General features: G+C 57.6%; 20 protein-coding genes. 5 read left to right on the forward strand and 15 right to left on the reverse strand.

Translation table 11 applies throughout. The features are described 5' to 3' along the window. The first annotated feature begins 57 nt into the window (after positions 1–57). Positions 58–1,011 (forward strand): HTH-type transcriptional regulator MetR, encoded by a 954-nt coding sequence (gene metR, locus UR289_RS20945; RefSeq protein ID WP_023309616.1) that lies wholly within the window; start codon positions 58–60, stop codon positions 1,009–1,011. Here the strand turns inward: metR and UR289_RS20950 are convergent. From UR289_RS20950 to pldB, 3 genes are all read right to left on the reverse strand, one after another. Beyond that, positions 899–1,798 (reverse strand): carboxylate/amino acid/amine transporter, encoded by a 900-nt coding sequence (locus UR289_RS20950; RefSeq protein ID WP_039264251.1) that lies wholly within the window; start codon positions 1,796–1,798, stop codon positions 899–901. The two genes, metR and UR289_RS20950, sit on opposite strands and share 113 nt — an antisense overlap. A gap of 82 nt (positions 1,799–1,880) precedes the next feature. Continuing rightward, a complete protein-coding gene (gene yigL, locus UR289_RS20955; RefSeq protein WP_029741831.1) occupies positions 1,881–2,681 on the reverse strand; it encodes a sugar/pyridoxal phosphate phosphatase YigL in 801 nt (266 codons plus the stop codon). Between the two features lie 31 nt (positions 2,682–2,712). Further along, positions 2,713–3,705, reverse strand: coding sequence for a lysophospholipase L2 (gene pldB, locus UR289_RS20960; protein WP_033146896.1), 993 nt, complete (start codon positions 3,703–3,705; stop codon positions 2,713–2,715). Between the two features lie 110 nt (positions 3,706–3,815). Here pldB and rhtB point away from each other — a divergent pair, with 110 nt between their 5' ends. Then, entirely contained in the window at positions 3,816–4,436 is a 621-nt protein-coding gene (gene rhtB, locus UR289_RS20965) for a homoserine/homoserine lactone efflux protein (RefSeq protein WP_008501533.1), read from the forward strand. Here the strand turns inward: rhtB and rhtC are convergent. The 3 genes from rhtC to pldA form a co-directional block, all read right to left on the reverse strand. Beyond that, positions 4,433–5,053: a threonine export protein RhtC gene (gene rhtC / locus UR289_RS20970; RefSeq protein WP_025757538.1), complete on the reverse strand. Its 621-nt coding sequence runs from the start codon at positions 5,051–5,053 to the stop codon at positions 4,433–4,435. The genes rhtB and rhtC overlap by 4 nt on opposite strands. A gap of 61 nt (positions 5,054–5,114) precedes the next feature. Next, positions 5,115–6,944 carry an ATP-dependent DNA helicase RecQ gene (recQ, locus tag UR289_RS20975; protein WP_029741834.1) on the reverse strand — a complete coding sequence of 610 codons (1,830 nt, stop codon included), beginning with the start codon at positions 6,942–6,944 and terminating at the stop codon, positions 5,115–5,117. Positions 6,945–7,034: 90 nt separating this feature from the next. After that, positions 7,035–7,904, reverse strand: coding sequence for a phospholipase A (pldA, locus tag UR289_RS20980; protein WP_087822933.1), 870 nt, complete (start codon positions 7,902–7,904; stop codon positions 7,035–7,037). Between the two features lie 163 nt (positions 7,905–8,067). Between pldA and yigI the strand changes: the two genes are divergently transcribed. Together yigI and rarD are read left to right on the forward strand one after the other, a co-directional pair. Then, positions 8,068–8,535, forward strand: a complete 468-nt coding sequence (gene yigI, locus UR289_RS20985) for an acyl-CoA thioesterase YigI (RefSeq protein WP_008501538.1) — start codon at positions 8,068–8,070, stop codon at positions 8,533–8,535. Positions 8,536–8,586: 51 nt separating this feature from the next. Then, positions 8,587–9,483, forward strand: a complete 897-nt coding sequence (gene rarD, locus UR289_RS20990; protein WP_320711516.1) for an EamA family transporter RarD — start codon at positions 8,587–8,589, stop codon at positions 9,481–9,483. 83 nt (positions 9,484–9,566) lie between these two features. Here rarD and corA read toward each other — a convergent pair whose 3' ends face one another. The 8 genes from corA to lptM form a co-directional block, all read right to left on the reverse strand. After that, positions 9,567–10,517 carry a magnesium/cobalt transporter CorA gene (gene corA, locus UR289_RS20995; protein WP_033146898.1) on the reverse strand — a complete coding sequence of 317 codons (951 nt, stop codon included), beginning with the start codon at positions 10,515–10,517 and terminating at the stop codon, positions 9,567–9,569. A 151-nt stretch (positions 10,518–10,668) separates the two neighbouring features. After that, positions 10,669–10,725, reverse strand: a complete 57-nt coding sequence (gene ysgD, locus UR289_RS21000; protein ID WP_212743980.1) for a YsgD/CorL family protein — start codon at positions 10,723–10,725, stop codon at positions 10,669–10,671. 149 nt (positions 10,726–10,874) lie between these two features. Then, positions 10,875–13,037, reverse strand: coding sequence for a DNA helicase II (gene uvrD, locus UR289_RS21005; RefSeq protein ID WP_033146899.1), 2,163 nt, complete (start codon positions 13,035–13,037; stop codon positions 10,875–10,877). Positions 13,038–13,144: 107 nt separating this feature from the next. After that, positions 13,145–13,861 carry a 5-amino-6-(5-phospho-D-ribitylamino)uracil phosphatase YigB gene (gene yigB / locus UR289_RS21010; protein WP_033146900.1) on the reverse strand — a complete coding sequence of 239 codons (717 nt, stop codon included), beginning with the start codon at positions 13,859–13,861 and terminating at the stop codon, positions 13,145–13,147. Beyond that, positions 13,861–14,763 carry a tyrosine recombinase XerC gene (gene xerC, locus UR289_RS21015; RefSeq protein WP_320711518.1) on the reverse strand — a complete coding sequence of 301 codons (903 nt, stop codon included), beginning with the start codon at positions 14,761–14,763 and terminating at the stop codon, positions 13,861–13,863. The genes yigB and xerC overlap by 1 nt, the downstream gene beginning before the upstream one ends. Next, the gene (locus UR289_RS21020; RefSeq protein WP_023309626.1) at positions 14,760–15,467 is read right to left on the reverse strand and encodes a DUF484 domain-containing protein; all 708 of its coding nucleotides are present in this window, start codon (positions 15,465–15,467) and stop codon (positions 14,760–14,762) included. Before UR289_RS21020 ends, xerC begins: the two co-directional genes overlap by 4 nt. Beyond that, on the reverse strand, positions 15,464–16,288 hold the full coding sequence (gene dapF / locus UR289_RS21025) for a diaminopimelate epimerase (RefSeq protein WP_008501545.1): 825 nt from the start codon (positions 16,286–16,288) through the stop codon (positions 15,464–15,466). Before dapF ends, UR289_RS21020 begins: the two co-directional genes overlap by 4 nt. Before the next feature lie 35 nt (positions 16,289–16,323). Further along, on the reverse strand, positions 16,324–16,527 hold the full coding sequence (gene lptM, locus UR289_RS21030; RefSeq protein WP_014885650.1) for an LPS translocon maturation chaperone LptM: 204 nt from the start codon (positions 16,525–16,527) through the stop codon (positions 16,324–16,326). A 135-nt stretch (positions 16,528–16,662) separates the two neighbouring features. Between lptM and cyaY the strand changes: the two genes are divergently transcribed. After that, complete coding sequence (gene cyaY / locus UR289_RS21035; RefSeq protein WP_023333807.1) at positions 16,663–16,983, forward strand: iron donor protein CyaY; 321 nt, start codon at positions 16,663–16,665, stop codon at positions 16,981–16,983. Positions 16,984–17,078: 95 nt separating this feature from the next. On the opposite strand, the gene cyaA is transcribed toward cyaY, so the two are convergent. Beyond that, entirely contained in the window at positions 17,079–19,622 is a 2,544-nt protein-coding gene (cyaA, locus tag UR289_RS21040; protein WP_023309629.1) for a class I adenylate cyclase, read from the reverse strand. Positions 19,623–19,878: the final 256 nt, after the last annotated feature.

Genomic DNA, 19,878 nt, shown 5'->3' on the forward strand with positions numbered 1-19,878 from the left:
GGCAGGTACTGTATATTCCTCAAGCGCAATATGTTCATGGCGAAGTGAAGGACTTTCATGATCGAGATTAAACACCTGAAAACGCTACAAGCGTTGCGGAACTGCGGTTCGCTCGCGGCGGCTGCGGCCACGCTGCACCAGACCCAGTCCGCCCTTTCTCACCAGTTCAGCGATCTGGAACAACGCCTCGGCTTCCGTCTTTTTGTGCGTAAGAGCCAGCCGCTACGCTTTACGCCGCAGGGTGAAATTCTTCTTCAGCTGGCGAATCAGGTACTGCCGCAAATCGCGAGCGCGCTGCAGGCGTGTAACGAACCGCAGCAGACCAAACTGCGCATCGCCATTGAGTGCCACAGCTGTATTCAGTGGCTGACCCCCGCGCTTGAAAACTTCCGCCAGAAGTGGCCGCAGGTGGAGATGGACTTCAAATCCGGTGTGACCTTTGACCCGCAGCCGTCGCTGCAGCAGGGCGAGCTGGATCTGGTCATGACCTCTGACATCCTGCCGCGCAGCGGCCTGCACTATTCGCCGATGTTTGATTATGAAGTGCGCCTGGTGCTGGCGCCGGACCACCCGCTGGCCGCCAAAACGCGCATCACGCCGGAAGACCTGGCGACAGAAACGCTGCTGATTTATCCGGTGCAGCGCAGCCGCCTGGATATCTGGCGCCACTTCCTGCAGCCGGCAGGCATTAGCCCGCAGCTGAAAAGCGTGGATAACACCCTACTGCTGATTCAGATGGTGGCGGCCAGAATGGGTATCGCGGCGCTGCCGCACTGGGTGGTGGAGAGTTTTGAACGCCAGGGTCTGGTGCAGACCAAAACCCTGGGTGAAGGACTGTGGAGCCGGCTGTACGCTGCCGTGCGCGATGGCGAGCAGCGTCAGCCGATTACGGAGGCGTTTATTCGCTCAGCGCGGAACCACGCGTGCGACCATCTTCCGTTTGTGCGGAGCGCGGAGCGACCCATCGGCGATGGACCCACAGCGAAGCCAGGATCACCGCTCCCCCAATAATAAAGCTCGGCCAGTGCGGCTGTTGCTGCCAGATGGCGAGGTTGACCAGCAGCCCTGCCGGAACATGCACGTTGTTCATGATCCCCAGCGTACCGGCGTCTACCTGCGTAGCGCCGTAGTTCCACATGAAGTACCCCAGCCCTGACGCCACTACGCCCAGCCAGACCAGAACGCCCCACTGCACGGCGGTGGTCGGCAGCTTTTGCGGATTACCGAGCATAAACCACGCCGCCACCGCGACAATCGCGGCGCCCATATAGAACCAGGCAAACGCGTTATGCTGCGGCATCGGGCGGGTTTCCATCAGGCGTTTGTAGCCCACCATGCCGATGGCGAAGCTGATGTTGGCAAGCTGGACGAACATCAGCCCGGTCCAGAAGTGATCGCTGACTTTGTCATAGCGAATAATCGCCGCGCCGATCACCGCCAGCGCGGCGCTCAGCAGGTATCCCCAGCGCAGACGGCGTCTGCTGAGCAGGTCATAAATCAGCGTGATATAGAGCGGCGTCAGCACGGTAAAGAGCAGGAATTCAGAGACGGACAGGTAGACGTAGGCCCGGAAGCTGAACAAATACATGATGCCGAGCTGCATCGCTCCCACCAGCATATACAGCACAATCGTTTTCAGCGATTGCCCGCGCGCGCGCAGAAACGGCAGGAACACCAGCGCCGCCAGCCCCACGCGCATCAGCACCGAGAAGTAGCTGTCGACCGAACCGGCAAGGTATTCGCCAATCAGGCTAAAGGAGAAGGCCCACAGGATAGTGGTGATAATGAGTAGCGCCACAATGCTTGTCTCTCAGAAAGAAGGAGAGGCATTGTAGCGAACTCTTTAGTTGACAACTGAGCAATAAACAACCGAATGAAGATTATTCAAGGAACAGTTTGCGCAGATACTTCGGTACCGCGTTGTCAGCGTTAGAACCAATCACTTCCAGCTCAGGGTGCAGATCCTTCAGACGCTGGTGCGCGTTCTGCATGATGCAGCCCTTGCCCGCCATCGAAAGCATCTCGGCGTCGTTCATGCCGTCACCGAAGGCGATACAGTCTTTCAGCCCGAAGCCCAGACGTTTCGCAACGGCTTCCAGCGCGTGACCTTTAGAGACGCCTCCCGCCATTACTTCCAGACAGGTCAGGGTTGAGAAGCTCACGTTGACGCGATCGCCCCAGCGGGCGTTGATCGCCTGTTCCAGCGGGAGCAGCTCTTCGTGGCTGTCACAGGTGAAGAACACCTTGCTGATCCCTTCCGGCTCCAGCAGGCCCGGTTCGTAGAGGGAGTAGTTGAATACCGCTTCCTTGAAGAAACGCATTTCATCCGGGCGATGGCGGTTCATAAACCAGTCGTCGTCGCGGTAAACGTTAGTGACGATAGCCGGGTTGTTATGCACCACGCCGAACAGATCGGCGGCGATATCGCGATCCAGGTTGTGGGTAAAGATCAGGTTGCCGTCGGTATCATGCACGCGCGCACCGTTGGAGGTGATCATGTACGATTTGATCTCAAGATTATCGCGGATCTGCCCCACGTCCACATGGTGGCGGCCGGTGGCGAACACAAAGTTCACGCCACGGGCAGTCAGGAGTTTTAAGGTCTCTTTCGCGTAAGGCGACAGGGTGTGGTCGGGGGAAAGCAGCGTGCCATCTAAATCAGATGCAACAACCTGGTACATAGGGATTTCAACCTCTGGTGGAAAACAAGAATCAATTATGCCTGTTGAAAAATTCAACAATGGCGTTAAGCGCGACTGAGCGCATAGCGTCCTTTTCAAAAAGGATCTCATGGAACGCGCCGTTAATGACCAGCGGTTTACCCCCTTCACAAGGGTGACCGGCTGCAGCGCGCAGTTCACAATAGCGGTCATGCATGCGGTTATCCACCACACGCTCTTCTTCCGCCTGGATCAGAAGCGTCGGCGTGTCATCATCGCCTACGCCCGCCAGCACCTGCTCACCGGCCAGAATCCCCTCCCGCACCCAGTGCCAGGTCGGGCCGCCGACGCGCAAGCGCGGTTCATCGGCATAAAAGCGCAGGTTGCGGCGATAACGCTGCCGGCTGTGGGTTAAGACGTTGATGGCGAACGGCAGCGCACGCCAGCGTCCTGTGCCAATGGCATAACCTTCACGAATGCGCTGATGGCCCTCAGCCCAGTCAAGAAGATGGCGCACCATCCAGTCAGGAAAACGGATCACGATACCGTACATCGGCGCGGTGAGCGCAATGGCGTCGCACTGGTGCGCGTAACGCTGCAAAAACAGCGTCGAAATGGCGCCGCCCATGGAGTGCGCAAGGATATACCGCTTGCGCCAGGGGCCGGGCTGAACGTCCTGCTGCCAGAACGCGGCAAAATCGTCGACGTAATCGCTGAAGCGATCGACGTGCCCGCGGTGCGTGTCCGGCAGCATACGTCCGGACAGCCCCTGTCCACGATGGTCGATGATCAGGACATCGAACCCCATATGGACCAGGTCATAGGCCAGCTCGGCATATTTAACGTAGCTTTCAATACGCCCAGGGCAGACCACTATCACCCGGTCATTTTTTTCATTTCGGAAACGAACGAAACGCACCGGGACGCCCCCGATGCCCGTAAACTCATCTTCCTCACGCTGCCGCCAGAAATCGGTCAGCGGCCCCATAGAGAAAGCAGCAAAAGCGTTTTCTCGTGTTTCCCAGTCCTTTTTCTGCTGAAACATTGGGTTTCCACTCACGTAATCCAGGGAATATCGTTTTTTTCGTCACCGGTCACAAAATGACTCAATAATAGCGTATTGTGGCATAAAAATAGACGGTTCGGGAGTTTCAAATGACCTTCGAATGGTGGTTCGCCTACCTGCTGACATCCATTATCCTCAGCCTTTCTCCGGGTTCGGGTGCTATTAACACCATGACCACCTCCATCAACCACGGCTACCGCGGTGCAGCGGCGTCGATTGCCGGTTTGCAGACCGGGCTGGGCATTCATATTGTGCTGGTCGGGATCGGTCTGGGGACCCTGTTCTCCCGCTCCGTGCTGGCCTTTGAGGTGCTGAAATGGGCCGGGGCAGCGTATCTGATTTGGCTCGGCATCCAGCAGTGGCGCGCGGCAGGCTCCATCAACCTGAATACGCTGGCTCAGACGCAAAACCGCGGCCATCTGTTTAAACGTGCGGTGTTCGTCAACCTGACCAACCCGAAGAGCATCGTTTTCCTCGCCGCGCTGTTCCCGCAGTTTATCGTTCCGCATCAGCCGCAGGTGATGCAGTACGTGGTGCTGGGCGCGACCACCATTATTGTCGATATCATCGTGATGATTGGTTACGCGACGCTGGCGCAGCGAATTGCGGCGTGGATTAAAGGGCCTAAGCAGATGAAGGCCCTGAATAAAGTCTTTGGCTCGCTGTTTATGCTGGTTGGCGCGCTGCTTGCGTCAGCGCGTCACGCTTAGCGAGAAATGATGAGATGAATGCCGAAGCCGGCGAACAGCGCGCCGGCGAAGCCGTCAATCCACTTCGCGATACGCTGATAGCCGCGGCGCATCGCCGGTAAGGCGAACAGGCTGGCCACGATGGTAAACCAGGCAAAGGTTTCAACGACGATCAGCAGGAAGATGCCCCAGCGTGCGCCCGCGCCGACGCTATCGCCGACAAACAGCGAGAACACCGAGCCGAAATAGATAATCGCTTTTGGGTTCGCCAGATTGGTCAGCAGCCCTTTTACAAAGCTGCGACCGCCCGTAGCCAGCTCGACCTTCGGCTCTTGCGGTTTTTTCTCTTCTTTCTTCAGCGCCCCGCGCAGCATCTGGTAGCCCATCCAGCACAGGTACAGCCCGCCGCCGACCATAATGATGTTATGCAGCCAGGCCATCTTCGCCAGGATAAGGTTCAGACCGAGCAGCGCAACGGCCGCCCAGACCATAACGCCCATGGTGATACCGAGCACGCCCATCATCGCCTCTTTGCGGGAGCGGCTGACGGCCGTTTGTGATACGAAGAAAAAATCCGGGCCGGGGCTCATCAGCGCAACGATATGCACCAACGCCACGGTGAGAAATAGCATTAACATAATTAGCTCGCGGGGAAATAATTTAGTGAGTCATCATCCTGGCACTTTTTCGCCCGGCTGACTACTCCTCATCATCACCGTCGGCGTGAGAGCGGATGAGCGCCATAAACTCTTTACCGAAGCGCTCCAGCTTGCGCGTTCCCACGCCGTTGACGCTGAGCATTTCGCTGGCGCTGAGCGGCATCTGCTCGGCCATCTCGATCAGCGTCGCGTCGTTGAACACCACGTAAGGCGGGATGTTTTCTTCGTCGGCGATGGCTTTACGCAGCTTGCGCAGTTTGGCGAACAGCTTGCGGTCGTAGTTGCCGCCGTAGGATTTCTGCATCACGCGTGGCTTCAGGGCGATGACGCGCGGCACGGCGAGCTTGAGCTCAACGTCACCGCGCAGGACCGGGCGCGCCGCCTCGGTCAGCTGCAGGGCGGAGTGCTGGGCAATGTTCTGCGTTGCGAAGCCGAGGTGGATCAGCTGGCGAATAATACTCACCCAGTGCTCGTGGCTCTGCTCCTTGCCAATACCGTAGACCGGCAGCTTGTCGTGGCCCATATCGCGGATACGCTGGTTATTGGCGCCGCGCAGCACCTCCACCACGTAGCCCATCCCGAAGCGTTGATTCACACGGTAAATGGTCGAGAGCGCTTTACGCGCGTCCATCAGGCCATCGTACTGTTTCGGCGGATCGAGGCAGATATCGCAGTTGCCGCACGGCTCCTGGCGCCCTTCACCGAAGTAGTTGAGCAGAACCAGACGACGGCAGGTTTGCGCTTCGGCAAACGCGCCCATCGCGTTGAGCTTGTGGCGCTCGATATCCTGCAGCTGTCCCTGCGGCTTCTCTTCCAGACAGCGGCGCAGCCACGCCATATCGGCCGGATCGTAAAACAGCATCGCTTCCGCAGGCAGACCGTCACGCCCGGCGCGGCCGGTTTCCTGATAGTAGGATTCGATATTGCGCGGGATGTCAAAGTGCACCACAAAGCGCACGTTTGGCTTGTTGATGCCCATCCCAAACGCCACCGTTGCGACCACGATCTGCAGGTCATCGCGCTGGAATTTCTCCTGCACGTCGGCGCGGATGTGGTTCTCTAATCCGGCGTGATAGGCGGCGGCGCTAAAGCCGCGGTTTTGCAGACGCGCGGCGGTGTCTTCCACCTTCGCACGGCTGTTACAGTAGATGATGCCGGACTTGCCGCGCTGCTCCTGGACGTAGCGCAGGAGCTGATCCAGCGGCTTGAATTTTTCCATCAGCATATAGCGGATGTTAGGGCGGTCGAAGCTGCTGACCTGAATATAGGGGTCGTTCAGCCCGAGCAGACGAACGATGTCCAGACGGGTGGTGTCATCCGCCGTGGCGGTAAGCGCCATAAACGGCAGCTCGGGGAAGCGCTGACGCAGCTGGCCGAGAGCGGCGTATTCCGGGCGGAAATCGTGTCCCCACTGGGAAATACAGTGCGCTTCGTCCACCGCCAGCAGGACCGGGTTCCAGTGCGCCAGGTGGTCGAGGAAGTTATCCAGCATCAGGCGTTCCGGCGCGATATACAGCAGGCGGATCTGCCCGGTACGACAACCGGCCATCACCTCTTGCTGCTGCTCCCGGGTTTGGGTCGAGTTGAGACAGGCCGCCGCCACGCCGTTGGCGAGCAGCTGGTCAACCTGGTCTTTCATCAGAGAAATAAGGGGGGATACCACGACCGTCAGGCCGTTAAGCACCAGCGCGGGCACCTGATAACAAAGGGACTTGCCGCCACCGGTCGGCATCACCACCAGGCAATCACGACCTTCCAGCACCGTTTCAATGATGGTTTCCTGGCCGGGGCGGAACTGCTGGTAGCCAAAGGTTTCATGCAAAACCTGTTTAGCCAGCGACTCCTGATTCAATACTTCCGCCTGCGCCACGTTAACCCCATATGCCAGAAATGAAACAGGCGCTATTTTCAGCGCCTGAGAGAGAAACTTCAACGTTTAACGCAAAAACATTCGAACAGCCTAGAGAATATCGTTCAGCATCACGCCCACGCCGATGCGGGTCTGGTTGAAGTTGTAATCGATAAGCGACTCGCCGTAACCGCTGTACACCTGAGTATAGATGCGGACATGCTTCGTCATTGGATAGCTTAAGCCCACTTCCGCACCGCCGTAGCCGGTGTTCCAGTTGTACTGGCCTTTGGCGCTGAGCACAGCATCACCCAACTGATAGCCGACTTTAAGCTGGTAGTAGCCCATATATTTGGTGATATCCGGGTTGTCATCGGTTTCGCCCACCACATACCACGGCTTCACTTCCACCATCCAGTTACCGTTCTGCGCCATCAGACGCGTATAGGCACGGTTCCAGCTGCGCGAGGTAGGGTCAGAGCGACCGTTGGAATCGTGGTTAAAGCCCACTTCGACGTCACGCAGCGTCCAGCCCGCAAACTCATAATCCGTTGCAAAACCGAGGAACAGCTGCGGCTCATAGTTGGTTTCACGGAACGGCGAGGACTCTCCGCTGTTAGACAGCTGCCACCAGGATTTCTGCGTGTAAGACGCCCCGAGCACCGAGTTTGGCCCCAGAATACCGCGCCAGAACGGGAACGCGAGGCTGAGCTGGAACTTCACCTCATCTTTACGCGCATTATCAGACCAGTTATAGGAGCTTATCGCCTCTTTGTTGAGATCGCTGGTCTGGGTATAAATCACGTAGTTGGTGTCATACGGATAGAGCGTGAACGGATTGTCATGCTCCTGAAGAAGGTTCGCGATAATGCTACCGTGAACGGCAGGTTTATCATGCACCTCTTTGATCGTCGCTTCCTGCGCATATGCTGTGAGGGGCAGCGCAACCGCCGCCAGTAACCAGGCCAGATACGTCCGCATCGGTGGTGTTCTCCTGCAAAAGAGTAAAATTAGCTGAATAGTTATGTGGCGAACATTCTACAGACTTCTGCGACAACTGCTGCATCCTCGTTTCTGAAAGTGGAATTCCTTGTTGCCGAGGCATAAAATCAACATTTCGTTAACAATAAGGATGTGATGCCTCATGTCAGCCATGCTTACCGCCGAAGAAGTGTTAAAACTCGTGGGCGAGATTTTTGTTTACCATATGCCGTTTAACCGCGCGCTGGGACTGGAGCTGGAGCGTTACGAGAAAGATTTTGCCCAGCTGAGCTTTAACAACCAGCCGATGATGGTGGGTAACTGGGCGCAAAGTATTTTGCACGGCGGCGTGATTGCCTCCGCGCTGGACGTGGCGGCAGGTCTTGTCTGCGTGGGCAGCACGCTGACCCGCCATGACACCATCAACGAAGACGAACTCCGCCAGCGTCTGGCGCGCATGGGCACCATTGATTTGCGCGTCGACTATCTTCGCCCGGGGCGCGGAAATCGCTTTACCTGTACCAGCAGCCTACTGCGCGCGGGAAATAAAGTTGCCGTGGCACGCGTTGAATTACACAACGAAGAGCAGGTATATATCGCCAGCGCAACCGCCACTTATATGGTGGGTTGAGGCGGCAAAATCGGGTAAAATTAATTCACTTTTTTGTAACGGATTTTCCCGATGGATGCTAAACAGACGCGGCAGGGCGTTTTACTCGCCCTTGCCGCTTATTTTATTTGGGGTATCGCCCCGGAGTATTTCAAGCTTATCGCCTACGTTCCGGCCGATGAGATCCTGACTCACCGTGTTATCTGGTCATTCTTCTTTATGATTGCACTGATGAGCCTCAGCCGTCAGTGGTCGGGCGTCAAAACGCTACTGCAAACCCCGAAAAAGATTTTCCTGCTGGCGCTCTCCGCGGTGCTGATTGGCGGCAACTGGCTGCTGTTTATCTGGGCGGTGAATAACCATCACATGCTAGAAGCGAGCCTGGGGTACTTCATTAACCCGCTGGTGAATATCGTGCTGGGGATGATTTTCCTCGGTGAGCGCTTCCGCCGGATGCAGTGGGTGGCGGTGATTCTGGCCTTCTGCGGCGTACTGGTGCAGCTCTGGACCTTCGGCTCGCTGCCGATTATTGCCCTCGGTCTGGCGTTCAGCTTTGCATTCTACGGCCTGGTGCGTAAGAAGATTGCGGTGGAAGCGCAGACGGGGATGCTGTTTGAAACCCTGTGGCTGCTGCCCGTGGCGGCGATTTATCTCTTCGGCATCGCCGACAGCGCCACCAGCCATATGGGCAGCAACCCGTGGTCGCTGAACCTGATGCTGATGGCAGCGGGCGTGGTGACCACCATTCCACTGCTGTGCTTCACCGGTGCCGCGACGCGCCTGCGTCTCTCCACGCTGGGCTTCTTCCAGTACATTGGCCCGACGCTGATGTTCCTGCTGGCGGTGGTGTTCTACGGTGAGGTGCCGGGGGCGGATAAGATGGTGACGTTCGCCTTTATCTGGGTGGCGCTGGCAATCTTTGTTGCGGATGCGATTTATACCCAGCGCAGGGTGCGCAAAGGGTTGTGATGTTGCCCTCACCCTAACCCTCTCCCACTGGGAGAGGGAATTCGATCGTAGGGCGGGTTAGCGAAGCGCCACCCGCCAGATTTTTACAGCCAGTTCCGGCGCTTAAAGTACAGATACGGCGCCAGCCCCGCGAGGATCATGAAGATAATCGCCCCCGGGTAGCCAAAGCTCCACTTCAGCTCCGGCATAAACTCAAAGTTCATCCCGTAGCTGGACGCCACCAGCGTCGGCGGCAGGAACACCACGGACACCACCGAGAAGATCTTGATGATGCGGTTCTGCTCGATGTTGATAAAGCCCATCGCCGCCTGCATCAGGAAGTTCACCTTCTGGAACAGGGATTCGTTGTGCGGCAGCAGGGATTCGATATCGCGTAAGATCTCACGCGCCTGCTCCAGCTGACCGCCCGGCAGACGCGCCTTGCGCACCAGGAAGTTCAGCGCGCGCTGGGTATCCATCAGACACAAGCGCACCTTCCAGCCGATATCTTCCAGCTCCGCCAGCGTGGAGAGCGCTTCGTCGTATTCATCGCCCTGATGGCCTTCCATGATCACGCGGCTCAGCTTTTCCAGATCGCTGTAGATGTTTTCAATTTCGTCCGCCAGCTGTTCAATTTTGGTCTCGAACAGATCGAGCAGCAGCTCGTAAGCGTTACCGTCCACCATTGCCTGGCTGCGGGCGCGCATGCGGTAGAGGCGGAATGCCGGCAGCTCGCGCTCGCGCAGGGTAAACAGACGGCCGTCGCGAATGGTAAACGCCACGGTGGAGTTACCCGCGTGGTCTTCCGCATCTTCAAAGAAGAAGAAGGAGTGAATATGCAGACCGTCTTCGTCTTCAAAAAAACGCGCGGATGCTTCGATGTCTTCCAGTTCCGGGCGGGTTGCCAGGCTTTGCCCCAGTTCAGATTGTACGCGAAGGCGTTCATCGTCGTCCGGCTCGACCAGATCCACCCATACGGCATCAATGAGGGGCTGTGACTCTTCGGCTTCAAGCCGAGTCAGTCGGTTTTTTTCGAGTTGAAATGCGCTCAACATGACCGGGACTCCCAATGCAAAAAATATCGGACAGTTCGGTGGGCACACAGAAACAAATTGGGTTTCAGACCATTAAACAGCCTGACTCAGCGCGACGGGAATAATGCAGGTCGCTGACAACCACTAAGGCCATCAGCAAGAGGAGATAGCCTTAGGAGTTGTTCCTGGATGACAGGGAATTGAGCCAGTATCTACTGGGTGTGTCCAAGGCGAATGTCCTCTTAGCGTAATCGTGCGCGCATGTTACGCCAGCTATAACTATGGCGTCAACACGCAACGGAACGCTGAAGGGCATTAATTGACCTTCGCTGTATAAGGCTAGCAGATTATTACAAAATAATGATATTTTTCTGAATGTTAGACTGTTTCCAGCTTCGCATAGGCCGCCACCAGCCATTTGATCCCCTGCCCCTGGAACGCTACCTGCAGGCGGCTGTGCTCGCCGCTGCCTTCCAGATTCACAATGGTGCCTTCGCCAAACTTCGAATGGCGCACGCGCTGGCCCAGCTTGTAGCCGGTGTCGGTTTCCGCAATCGGCGAGCCCATGCGCTGATGGCTGACCGGACGGCTGATGCTCGCCCGCAGACGCACCTCTTCCACGCACTCCTCCGGCAGTTCGCCGATGAAGCGCGACGGACGGTGATAAACCTCTTTGCCGTACAGGCGGCGGGTTTCGGCGTAGGTTAGCGTCAGCTTTTGCATCGCGCGCGTCACGCCCACGTAGGCCAGACGACGCTCCTCTTCCAGACGTCCGCCTTCATCCAGCGACATCTGGCTCGGGAACATCCCCTCTTCCATCCCGACAATAAACACCTGCGGGAACTCCAGGCCTTTGGCGGAGTGCAGTGTCATCAGCTGAACCGCATCCTGCCAGGTGTCCGCCTGCCCTTCACCCGCTTCCAGCGCGGCGTGGGAGAGGAACGCCTGCAGCGGCATCAGATCTTCGTCTTCTTCGTTGTAGCTGAACTGGCGCGTTGCCGTGACCAGTTCCTCTAAGTTCTCAATACGGGTCTGGCCCTTCTCGCCTTTCTCCTGCTCGTACATGGTTCTCAGGCCGGAGTCTTTAATCACCCGGTCGGTCTGCACGTGCAGCGGCATGTCGGCGGTTTCCTGCGCCAGAGCGTCAATCAGCTCAAGGAAGCGCTGTAATGCGCTGGCGGCACGTCCGGCGAGCGCTTTTTCCTGCAGCAGCTCGCGGCACGCCTGCCACAGCGTCAGCTGGCGATCGCGCGAGGCCTGACGCACAACGTCCAGCGTGCGGTCGCCAATCCCGCGGGTCGGCGTATTGACCACGCGTTCAAACGCCGCGTCGTCGTTACGGTTCGCAATGAGGCGCAGATACGACAGCGCATCTTTGATTTCCTGACGTTCGAAGAATCGCATGCCGCCATAAATGCGGTACGGCATGCTCACCTGCAGCAGCGCCTCTTCCAGCACGCGCGACTGGGCGTTGCTGCGGTAGAGAATGGCGCACTGCTCCAGCGCGCCGCCGTTGTCCTGCCAGGTTTTGATGCGGTTCACCACGAAGCGGGCTTCGTCGAGCTCGTTGAAGGCGCAGTAAATCGAAATCGGTTCGCCGTCGACGCCGTCGGTCCACAGCTTTTTACCCAGACGCCCGTTGTTGTTTTCAATCAGGGCGTTGGCCGCGCTCAGGATGTTGCTGGTTGAACGGTAGTTCTGCTCCAGACGGATAGTTTCCGCGCCGGGGAAATCGTTGAGGAAGCGCTGAATGTTTTCCACCTGCGCCCCGCGCCAGCCGTAGATCGACTGGTCATCATCGCCCACGATCATCACCTTGCCGGTATCACCGGCCAGCAGGCGGATCCACGCGTACTGGATGTTGTTGGTATCCTGGAATTCGTCCACCAGGATATTGGTGAAGCGTTCGCGGTAGTGCTGCAGGATGTGCGGCTTGTTGAGCCACAGCTCGTGGGCGCGCAGCAGCAGCTCGGCGAAATCCACCAGACCGGCGCGATCGCACGCTTCCTGATAGGCCTTGTAGACGTTCTGCCAGGTCTGCTCGACCGGGTTGCCGAAGCTCTGAATGTGGTGCGGGCGCAGCCCCTCGTCCTTCTGGCCGTTGATGTACCACATCGCCTGACGCGGCGGCCACTGCTTCTCGTCGAGGTTCATCGCCTTGATCAGGCGCTTCAGCAAGCGGAGCTGGTCTTCGCTGTCGAGGATCTGGAAATCCTGCGGCAGGTTGGCGTCCATATGGTGCGCGCGCAGCAGGCGGTGCGCCAGGCCGTGGAAGGTGCCAACCCACATGCCGCCCTGGCTGGTGCCCATCAGCTGAGCGATACGGTGGCGCATCTCTGCTGCCGCCTTGTTGGTAAACGTCACCGCCATGATGGAGTACGGGGAGCAGTTCTCCACGCTCTGCAGCCAGGCGATACGGTGAACCAGCACGCGCGTCTTACCACTGCCCGCCCCAGCCAGCACCAGCATGTTGGTGCGCGAGGCGGCAACCGCGTCACGCTGTTTGTCATTAAGGCTGTCGAGCAGGTAAGAAACGTCCATTGGCACCGTCACATAGTATTCAGGAACACAGCGAAGCGCCCGGTGGCGCTTCGCTTACCGGGCCTACAACTGCAAACCCCTGGTAATTTATACAATATTAATGGTGATTATATCAGCGTCGTGAGGGATGCCAACCGTGAAATTTCCACGTGCGGCAGAAGACGGCTGTCGGTTGCGGTCATTAGTTCCGCATTTTCCGGCTTGATCCAGCAGGCCTGCATCCCGCAGCGAATAGCACCGGCCACGTCTGTGGTCAGGTCATCCCCCACGTGCAGAATGTTACCCAGCGGCAGGTTAAGCTTATCCGCCGCCAGATGGTACATATCATTAAACGGCTTCGCGCGCCCGTGCGGGCCCGCGCGCAGCACAAATTCAAAGTAATCGCTGAGGCCAAACAGCTCGGGCTGGGCATTGCCGTTGGTGATGGCCACCAGCGGCCACTTTTCGGCAAGCTTCGCCAGCGTGTCGTGGGTCTCCTGCGGCACGTCGATACGGCTGCGCCATTTGGCAAAGTTTTCCATGGCCGCTTCGGCACCGATGGCCGCGTCCTGCGCGCTCAGGCCAGCATTGAGCATCGCCTGCTCGACCGCACGACGACGCCATTCGGTCACGTCGTGGTAAATGTCCGGCTCGGTTTCCCGCAGGGACTGACGGAGCTTCTGAAAGTCCTTGTTCTGTATCGCTTTCAGCGCGGGGTGGTAGTTCTGCACAAACGCCAGCGACTCCTGCTCGGTACGCAGGATCACCTCGCGGTTGTCGTAAAGGGTGTCATCAAGGTCAAACGTCAGGGCTGAGATCTGACCAAGTGGGCGGTAAAAACGCATTATTTCCCCCGTTTGGCGCGTGGATGCGCCGCGTCATACACCGAGGCAAGGTGTTGGAAGTCTAAGTGGGTATAAATTTGTGTGGTCGACAGATTCGCGTGGCCAAGCAGTTCCTGCACGCCGCGCAGATCGCCGCTCGACTCAAGCATGTGTGTCGCAAAGGAGTGGCGCAGCTTGTGCGGGTGTACGTGGCTGTTCAGCCCCTGCTTAATGCCCCACTCCGCAAAGCGCTTCTGGACGTTACGCGCCGAGATCCGTTTGCCGAGCTTCGACAGGAACAGCGCATCCTCTTCGCTGCCAAACAGCCCGCGCAGGTCAAGCCAGTGCTCAATCCAGGAAATCGCATTGCGGCCAATCGGCAGGCGGCGCTCTTTGCTGCCCTTACCCATTACCCACACTTCACCGGACTCCAGATCGAGGTGTTTGATATCAAGATTAACCAGCTCGGACAGACGCAGCCCGGCACCGTACATCACCTCCAGCATCGCGCGGTCGCGCACGGCGAGCGGATCGTTAAGGTCGATATCCAGCAGGCGGTTTACGTCGTCGATGTCGATATTTTTAGGCAGATGGCGCGGCGCTTTCGGCGTGGCGATCCCCTTTGCCGGGTTGGCTTTTAAGCCCCCCTGGCTAACCAGCCAGTCGAAGAAACTGCGCAGCGCTGAGAGCCTGAGCGCCAGGCTCGCCGGGCTGAGATTTTTTTTACGGCTACGCACGACGAACCCGCGTACCGTCGCAGCGTCACATTGTTGCCAGCTTTTCAGGCCGATGTCGTCGGCGATCTGCATGATGGCATCAAGCTGACGCTGGTAGTTGAGCAGGGTAATGGGGCTAAGCTGACGCTCCACGCCCAGATAGCGCAGAAAGCGCGAGACGTCAGTGGCGAGCAGTCCGTCCATCATACGCGCTCAATCCAGCGCTCCAGCAGCTCGGGCAGCATCAGGGCGATCTCCTGCAGCAGGTGCGTGGCTTGCCCCTGCTCATAGTGATGCGCATCGCGGCTGGTAAATAACATGACTCCCAGATCGCCATCGCGCCCCATCAGCGACATCGCCACCGAGCCAATCGCTTTGGCTTCCGGTAACACCACCAGTAGCTCAGGCCCGTTCAGCGGCCCCAGATAGTGGTGCTCATGGCCCAGACGCTGAATGCGCAGCGGTTCAAACGCCTGACGGCTGAGCGCCAGATGGGTGAACCCCGACGGTGCGCCAATGCGCCAGCGGTCCGGGAACAGGCGAATCGTCGCGCCCGCCAGCCCAAGCTCACGAGCCCAGCGGTGGAAGCGGCTGAGGAACTCGTCAAGACTGTGCGCCGACGCCAGACGCGCCTGCAGGTGCAGCAGACGATAGAACAGGCTTTCGTTGGTGCTGGCCTGCTCCATCAGCAGCGTCATATTCTCTTCAAGCTGATTGATGTGGTTGCGCGAGCGCGCCATGTGCCATTCGACCAGCGACACGGTCCCGCGAACCGGATGCGGCACGCGCATCTCTTCGACGACGCGTGCATTACGAATAAAAAACTCAGGATTGCGCAGCAGATAATCAACAACAGCTCTGTCGTCCAGTTCCGTCACTGTTTCCTGCAGTTCTTCCCCTGGTTGTTTCATAGATGGATAAACCCGTCATAGACATGTGCCGCCGGGCCAGTCATATACAGTGGATGACCCGGTCCTTTCCAGGCGATATCAAGCCGACCGCCCGGTAACTCCACGCGAACCTCTTCAGCCAGTAACCCCTGGGAGATGCCAACGGCCACCGCTGCACAGGCACCGCTTCCGCAGGCCTGAGTCTCGCCCGCGCCGCGCTCGTAAACCCGCAGGCGAATGTGCTCGCGCTTCACCACCTGCATAAAGCCGATGTTCGCGCGCTCCGGGAAACGTTCGTGGCTTTCCAGCACCGGGCCGAGCGTTTCGACCGCGGCGGTTTCCACATCATCAACCTGAATCACGCAGTGTGGGTTACCCATTGAGACGACGCCGCACAATACTGTCTGCTCGGCCGCACGCATAATATAGGTCTTTTCCGCTTTGTTTGCGCGAAACGGCACGACGGAGGGCTCGAAGTTAGGCTCGCCCATGTTCACGCGCACCAGCTCATCATCGGTGACGCTGAGCACCATGCGGCCATTGGCCGTGCTGACGCGAATATCACGCTTGTTGGTCAGCCCTTTCAGGCGGACAAAGCGGGCAAAACAGCGCGCGCCGTTGCCGCACTGATTAACTTCGCTGCCGTCCGCGTTAAAAATACGGTAGTGGAAATCGAGGTCGGGATCGTACGGTGGCTCAACCACCAGCAGCTGATCGAACCCCACGCCCAGATGCCGATCCGCCAGGCGACGGATCAGTTCCGGGGAGAAAAACACATTCTGCGTTACCGCGTCGACGACCATAAAATCGTTGCCAAGGCCATGCATTTTAGAGAACTGCATCATTTGCTCCATTGCGCGGGTACAGAACGTTGTCGTCAGAGATTAACCTGAGTCGGGCCACCGTTGTCGCCACGATCGTTAGTATTTGGCGTGGTGGACTCAATGCCGCTTTGCACGGGTTTCGTCGGCGGCGGCGCGGTTTTATCCGCAGGTGGGAAGTACAGTGGTCCCTTCAGTCCGCAGCCAGTCAGGCTAAACAGCGTGATGAGAACGGCAAGCGTTCGGAAAGCGTTTTTCATTATAAAGTTGCCCGTAAGTTCAAATCTGTTTCTATCATCGCAGGAGAAGACACAAAAGCAAGAGTTTGCCGCTTTCCTGCAACGGGAATTATTTAGGGTTATACTGCCGGCATCACGAAAAACAGGAACAAAACCATGAACGACAGTGAATTCCATCGCCTTGCCGACAACCTGTGGATGACCATCGAAGAGCGTCTTGACGACTGGGATGGCGACAGCGATATCGATTGTGAAATCAACGGCGGCATTCTGACCCTGAGCTTCGAAAATGGCAGCAAAATTATTATTAACCGCCAGGAGCCGCTTCACCAGGTGTGGCTGGCCGCGAAACAGGGCGGCTATCATTTCGATCTGAAGGACGGGGAATGGGTTTGCGACCGTAGCGGCGTACCGTTCTGGGATCTGCTGGAACAGGCGGCGACCGCGCAGGCGGGTGAGGCTGTGAGTTTCAGGTAGTTTTGTTGCCGGGTGGCGCTGCGCTTACCCGGCCTACGGGTTCGAGCTGTTGTAGGCCCGGTAAGGCGTAGCCGCCACCGGGCGAGCGAAAAGGCTCAGGAGAAATACTGCTGCAACAGCGGCGCGGTGTCCTGATTGGCAGGCGCGGCAGGCGTTACGGCCTGGGTGCGGAACGGGATCACCTGCGTACGACCGTCGACGTTCACAATCTGGTAGAACTGCGGCAGGTTAAAGTTGATAAAGCTTGAGCCATAGGTGAAACGGTCGTGCGAAGAGGAGTAGAAGCGGCTGACGTCGCGCACCAGCTCCTCTTTACTGCCTTCACAGTGGTGATACACCTCGGCGCGGTTGGTTTCATCCAGAATGTAGATATTGAACCCGGCATCGTCGCCCGACTCTTCAAAGAAGAACTGAATAATCCCTTCGCTGGCGAATCCGTCCACCACCTGCGGCAGCTTAACGTGGTTGGTTTCCACCTGCACAGACAGGCCATGCAGCTTGTTGTGTGAAATCGCGCCGTAGAACTCGATGGCGTTTTCCAGCTTCTGTACCGACACGTTCAGGCGTTCGAAGAACAGGCCCCAGGTCTGACCGGAGACGCGCAGCGCTTTAAAGCGCCCGGTTTCCTGGCGGGTGCTGGAGAGACGCAGTTCGATACACTCAGAAACCAGCTGCTGCACGCGGGTACGAATTAAACCGCGCAGGTGCTGGCTGTAGCAGAACACCTCAACGCTGTCCGGCGGTGCGGCATCCTGGTGCATCTTGCCGAGAATCGTTTTCAGCGCTTCGATCATCGCCTGCTCGCCGTTGAAATGCAGGGTACGCACTTCGTTCCACGAGTTGCGGTACAGCAGATCGACGCTGCCCACCAGGCAGTTTTGCTGCTCGCCAAAGCTGAAGACGTCCAGCTTGCGGAAGTCAAAATGAACCACCTGATTGCGGAAGGCCGCCGTCGGGTCGTATTCCAGGTTGACGATAATCGCCAGATGGCGAATTTCGCACGGGCTGTAGAGCGCTTTCGGCGTTGGGGCAGGCAGACGCAGCGGGAAGTGGTGCGAGACATCCGCGACCATCTCCTGCAGCTTAGCGAGATCAACCACCTCGTTGCCTTTGATAAACAGGCGCGTGCGCGAGGTCAGCAGGCCGTTAAACCAGGCCCAGGCCACCAGCTTGTTCAGGTAGCGGTTATACTCCAGCGGCTGATGGCTGATGATTGAGTCCATGCTTGGCGCACGGTTATACAGATACCACCCGGTGCGGTTTGCGCGGCCCGGCGGCACGTAGATAAAGGTCAGGTTCGGTTCTGACAGGTCTGGCGAAATCTGCGGGTTAACCAGGGTGACTTTACCCGGCAGCGCTTCAAACGCGGCGTACAGCTTGCGGGTCAAGACCCCGATGTCCTGCGGGCTGGCGGAAACGCTGAGGTTGTTACGGCGCGCAAAGCGGATCAGGTTACGGTAGCTTTGCATCATCGCATCGAGCAGTTCGTTGTGCGCTTCACGCACCTGATCGATTTTCCAGTTGGCCCGGTTGTCGAGCATCGACAGACGCGCTTCGTCCCATCCCCACTCTTTCACTAACTGACTGACCACTTCACGACGCCAGCCCACACAGGCGCGCTCGCGGCTCAATTTCTCACAGACTTTGAGATAGAAACATCGACGCACCAGGTCAAGACGCGTGGTGTCATCAATAGCTTTCAGGTATTCGGTCACGCGCTCCAGCATCATGCAGTAGGCGTCCAGCCCGAAGGAGACGATCTCCCCGTCGTGCAGACGCTGCTTGATATCTTTCGCCAGCAGGCGCGGCGTAGGGTATTCCCAGGAATAGGCTTCCAGCAGCAGCGTTTTCAGCACCGCTTTGTACGGTGAGTCGATACTCTTATAGAGCTGCCAGAGGCTTGCGCCAAAGTATTCTTCGGCTGACAGAGAGCTGAGGCCGCCGAGGTCCAGCCATTCGTTTGGCGTCAGTACACCCTGCGCGTAAAGCGACATGACGTAGTCATCGTAATGCTCTTCTTCTTCGCAAGGGACCATATTCCACAGAATACGCTTTCCGGCCAGACGCACAGCAGTACGGTAAAATTCATCCAGCAGTAAGATGTGCTGGGTCGAGCCGCAGTCCTCACCACCCAGACTGCCGCTTTCATTATGGCGGAAACGGTTTTCATCAATCAGGAAGAAGCTTACTTCCACGCCGAGCGAGGCCGCCCAACTCTCCAGCAGGCTGCACTTGCGCTGCAGCAGCTGACGCTCGTCGTTATCGAGCCAGGACTGATGGCAGACCCAGATGTCCAGGTCCGAAGAACAGCTTTGCCCTACCGATGAGGTGCTCCCCATAGAGTAAACGCCGGTAATCGGCAGTTCACCTTTTGGAGACTCCTGTGGCGGCATGCCGCGGTAGAGTTCCAGCTCGTTCAGGTAATGCTGTTGGGTTTCATCAGGCGTGAAAAGGCAAATGCCCTGGGGAACGTTACCGTCAAGGTAGCCAGGCATCAGCGGATGGTGATAGTGCAATAATGTCGGCAGCAGACTGTATACCTGCTGGAAAGCAGGGCCCATGGCAGCAAGCGCGCGATCCACACGCAGTTGATTAATGGCATCCAGTCTCTGTTTCAGAGTCTCAATATAGAGGTACAAGACGTATCGCCTGATGTTTCCGGGTGTCGCAAGCTATTCAAAACACGAATAACAGCGGACCCGCAGTATTTCAAAAAGATAACCGTTACCCTTTTTCGCCCTTATCATTTTTGGTGGTAGCGACGAAAAAATGGTCTAAAACGTGATCAATTTAACACCTTGCCGGTTGACCGTAAAGAAAGATGCGCTACATACAAGTGTAGCACCGTTCTGTACGTGTAAATTCCTGAATACGGCTATGGCTGACGAATACGCC

It is taken from the genome of Enterobacter sp. 302C9, assembly GCF_034106085.1.
Lineage (GTDB): Bacteria > Pseudomonadota > Gammaproteobacteria > Enterobacterales > Enterobacteriaceae > Enterobacter > Enterobacter asburiae_B.